The sequence below is a fragment of the Pleionea sp. WD8-19 genome, from assembly GCF_055326765.1.
Genome location: NZ_JBUZOU010000046.1, coordinates 1 through 3962, shown reverse-complemented (window position 1 = coordinate 3962; position 3962 = coordinate 1). Strand labels below are relative to the sequence as shown.

Below are 3962 nucleotides of genomic sequence, written 5' to 3'. Positions count from 1 at the left end.
CATGTGAGAGTAGGTCATCGCCAGGCATTTAATTCAACGAAAGGCTTATCCGTAAGGGTAAGCCTTTTTTGTTGCCTGAAACAAAAGCACCAAATGAGTTGGCAACCACATTAAAAAGCGATGATTTACTTATTTTCATTGGAATGGACGCAAGTCTATGTACGAGTAGGTTATTGCTTGGTATTTGCTTCTAAATTTGGAGATCTTTTATTGTGCTTTTGTATTTCAAAAAAATTCTTAGTTGAATCCATCTACTATTCTTACGAAATTTAACTTAGAGTGATCGCCAGCAAGGATATTGATAAAATAATCACAGATATCAATTACAGGAACGCAACGATTGCAACTCATTACCCCCGCCGATCTCACAGCCCTTAATACATTTCGAGTAAAAGCCAGTGCGGAAGCAATGGTTGAAATTACTAGCAAGAAACAGCTGAATAAATTGCCGGATCTGTTAGAGCGTTACTCAAATTATTTGATACTTGGAGGTGGGTCAAATGTTTTGTTAATTGGCCATCTACCCGTAATAGTGTTTCATATCAAGATGAAGGGGCGCTATTATCACAATGAAACAGATGACTCTATTTTAATTACCGCAAGTGCCGGCGAAAGCTGGCATCAATTAGTCATGCAAACCCTTGAAGATGGTTACTCTGGCTTAGAGAACTTAGCGCTGATACCCGGATCGATTGGTGCAGCGCCGATCCAAAATATAGGCGCCTATGGAGTTGAGTTGCAGCAACGTCTGATTAACGTGGAGGCAATGGATTTAACTACGGGAAAATTGAAAAACTTCAGCCACGAAGAGTGCGAATTTGGTTATCGTGATAGCTATTTTAAACGACATCTTGGCCGCTATTTGATCACTTCGGTAACGCTTAAACTCGATAAACATCTGCAACCGGTATTGAACTATCAGCCTCTCAAGTCCAATTTCGCCGGAAAGGAGTTAGAAATTTCAGCAATGGATATTGCGCAAGAAGTTATTCGTGTGCGTCAGCAAAAATTACCGGCGCCTGAAATACTTGGAAATGCAGGAAGTTTTTTTAAGAATCCAGTAATAGCGAAAGAGCAATTTTTAGAGCTACAAAAAGTATACCCTGAAATGGTTGCTTACCCTCAATCTAAAAGCAAGGTCAAACTGGCGGCTGGTTGGTTAATCGATAATGCTGGCTTAAAAGGAGAGAGAATTGGTGATGCGGCTGTTCATGAAAAACAAGCGCTTGTTTTGGTCAATCGTGGTCAGGCAACTGGCGACCAAATTCTACAGTTAGCGGAAAGAGTTCAGCAACGAATTGTTGAAAACTACGGTGTTCATTTAGAACGTGAGGTCAGGGTGATTGGTGCCTAATGGACAACAATGTAATTGCTCAAAATATCCTTAAAATTCTCAGCGATGGAGCATTTCATTCCGGACAACGCATTGCACAACAGCTACAACTTTCACGTACCGCAATTTGGAAGCACATTGAGCGTCTAAAAGCTATGGGAGCGAATATCTATAGCGTTCAAGGAAAGGGTTATCGAATTCCTGGCGGACTCGATCTTTTGGATGAAAACTATTTGCGACGGGAGCTTGAAGTTATTTTACCGACGTCTGAGCAGTTGACTTTGTTTACCAGCATTGCATCAACGAATAAACAGCTAATGTACCAACACGCTTCACCTGAATTGTCTATCTGCCTTGCCGAATATCAGTCTATGGGGCGTGGGCGATTGGGGCGTCAATGGCATTCTCCTTTCGCTCGTAATATTTATTTATCCATTAGGAAAACGTTGCCACTGGCTATTGATGCTTTATCAGGATTGAGTCTTGCCGTTGGCTGTTGTGTTGCAGAACATCTCTATCATTACGGAGCAATTGATATTCAATTGAAATGGCCCAATGATTTAAGAATTGCAGGTAGTAAAGTAGGCGGTATTCTGGTTGAGATTGCTGGCCAAAATGACAAAGGTGCGGATCTGGTAATAGGATTGGGTCTTAATTGGGATATGCCTGAAGAACATCCGGTTGGTCAACCTTGGTGCAACTTAAAGCCCCATTTGTCAGCCCCACTCAGTCGAAACCAACTGGTAGTTACTTTAGTTAAAGCGATCAACAAAAGCTTGAACCTTTTTTGTATACATGGTTTTGCGGGTTTTGAAGAGCAATGGAATCGTTTCGATGAGTTTATTGGTAAACATGTTCAGTTAACCAATGGAAACGAAATAATCCGTGGTATTTATCGTGGTGTCGATCATTCAGGTGCTCTTTTTCTTGAGACGGATACTGGTAAGTCTCGGTTTGTTGGCGGCGAACTTAGTTTGCGGGAGCTGTAATGTTACTTATTGATATTGGCAATAGTCGAATTAAATGTTGTTTGTATGATTATGAGAAAAAACAGTTATTACCTTTGCCACTTATCGTTTCACATCGCTCAAATGATGCCGCTCAGGCATTTTGGACTGAACTGTCGCTCCTTTCGCCCACTTTCTCTAACCCTATCATTGAGCAAATCGCAATTTCCAGCGTAAAACCAAGTGTTACTGAGTCTTTATTAACAGCAAATACCATTTATTTAAATGCTAAAATTTATTTGGCTAAAACATCATCACAATTTAGGGAATTAAAGAACGCTTATCAACGACCGGAAAATATGGGGATTGATCGTTGGCTAGCAATGATTGGTGCCTCACAGGACGATCAGCTTGGAGCATTGGTTGTAGACTGTGGTACAGCGATGACTTTAGATTTTGTCGATAATAATGGTGAGCATCATGGTGGTTATATACTGGCAGGATTAAGTCGGCAGCTAGACGCGCTTTTGTCGAATACTGAACGCGTTTTTGCAAAAGAGCTTGAGCAACTCCAATCATCGCAACCTGGCAAAGATACTTCAGATTGCGTACTTAATGGACTTTTAGCACAAACTATCGCTATGCTCGAAGTCCAAATAAAGCGGGCAGTAGATATTGGCATTCGCCGTGTGATTATTACCGGAGGCGACGCCACTCTATTATTACCCCATTTGAAAACTGCCATTTCATCACTTCCTATCTCTATTGAAGAGCGACCTTTACTCGTTTTTGAGGGATTGTTAACCAGTGCGCTTTACTATTTTAAAAAAACTTAATCAAAGCATTGCCATTTGTAAATCATGTCGCTAAAATTGCGCCTCACTTTTGGGGTGGCTCTGTTAAACCGCCTTTTTGAGTGTCGCCGGCTTAGCTCAGTTGGTAGAGCAACTGACTTGTAATCAGTAGGTCGCCAGTTCGATTCCGGCAGCCGGCACCAAATTCCAAAAAACGGGCGATAAGAAGCCCGTTTTTTACCGAGAGCCGTAAATTGATTAAATTGTAAGTTTATCTTGCAATTTTGTGTCCAAGTTGGCATTATTCGCGGCTCTCTGCGCCCTCCTTAAAAAGAAGTTGGGTGGTAGAAAAGAGTTCGGAGGGGTTCCCGAGCGGCCAAAGGGATCAGACTGTAAATCTGACGCGAAAGCTTCGCTGGTTCGAATCCAGCCCCCTCCACCAAATTCTACTGAGCCGATTTTCGGCCATGTTTTTCGTTAGTGATTAAACTTTCTGACGATTAAGCGGGTATAGTTCAATGGTAGAACCTCAGCCTTCCAAGCTGATGATGCGGGTTCGATTCCCGCTACCCGCTCCAATGTATAGCATGATGCTGATATAGCTCAGTTGGTAGAGCGCACCCTTGGTAAGGGTGAGGTCGGCAGTTCAAATCTGCCTATCAGCACCACTTATTAATACAGCTTTCGGGAATGATTCATTGTAGCTCCTGGGTGCTAGTTAAATTTTTTATTAACCACAAACTCTTCTAGACGCTTTGGGAGGTCTCTCATGTCTAAAGAAAAATTTGAACGTACGAAACCCCACGTAAACGTGGGAACCATTGGCCACGTTGACCACGGTAAAACCACGCTGACTGCGGCAATGTGTACCGTTCTTTCCAAAACTTT

Annotated in this window: 4 protein-coding genes and 4 tRNA genes; all 8 read left to right on the top strand. The window is 42.2% G+C overall.

Annotated elements, in window-relative coordinates:
* Window positions 1-340: 340 nt before the first annotated feature.
* Window positions 341-1354, top strand: coding sequence for a UDP-N-acetylmuramate dehydrogenase (gene murB, locus ACTUJY_RS20955; RefSeq protein ID WP_463618082.1), 1014 nt, complete (start codon window positions 341-343; stop codon window positions 1352-1354).
* A complete protein-coding gene (gene birA / locus ACTUJY_RS20950; RefSeq protein WP_463618081.1) occupies window positions 1354-2322 on the top strand; it encodes a bifunctional biotin--[acetyl-CoA-carboxylase] ligase/biotin operon repressor BirA in 969 nt (322 codons plus the stop codon). Before murB ends, birA begins: the two co-directional genes overlap by 1 nt.
* The gene (locus ACTUJY_RS20945) at window positions 2322-3116 is read left to right on the top strand and encodes a type III pantothenate kinase (protein ID WP_463618080.1); all 795 of its coding nucleotides are present in this window, start codon (window positions 2322-2324) and stop codon (window positions 3114-3116) included. The genes birA and ACTUJY_RS20945 overlap by 1 nt, the downstream gene beginning before the upstream one ends.
* An 85-nt stretch (window positions 3117-3201) precedes the next feature.
* Window positions 3202-3277, top strand: a tRNA-Thr gene (locus ACTUJY_RS20940).
* A gap of 155 nt (window positions 3278-3432) precedes the next feature.
* Window positions 3433-3516: transfer RNA gene (locus tag ACTUJY_RS20935), tRNA-Tyr, on the top strand.
* A gap of 62 nt (window positions 3517-3578) precedes the next feature.
* Window positions 3579-3652: transfer RNA gene (locus ACTUJY_RS20930), tRNA-Gly, on the top strand.
* 14 nt (window positions 3653-3666) lie between these two features.
* Window positions 3667-3742 (top strand) — tRNA-Thr (locus ACTUJY_RS20925).
* Window positions 3743-3843: 101 nt separating this feature from the next.
* A partial coding sequence (locus tag ACTUJY_RS20920) for a GTP-binding protein (RefSeq protein WP_463618083.1) occupies window positions 3844-3962 on the top strand: 119 nt, incomplete at its 3' end.

Bases quoted from the DNA above. Each gene is read 5' to 3' on its own strand.
- ACTUJY_RS20945 (WP_463618080.1), top strand. From the start codon at position 2,322: ATGTTACTTATTGATATTGGCAATAGTCGAATTAAATGTTGTTTGTAT.
- birA (WP_463618081.1), top strand. From the start codon at position 1,354: ATGGACAACAATGTAATTGCTCAAAATATCCTTAAAATTCTCAGCGAT.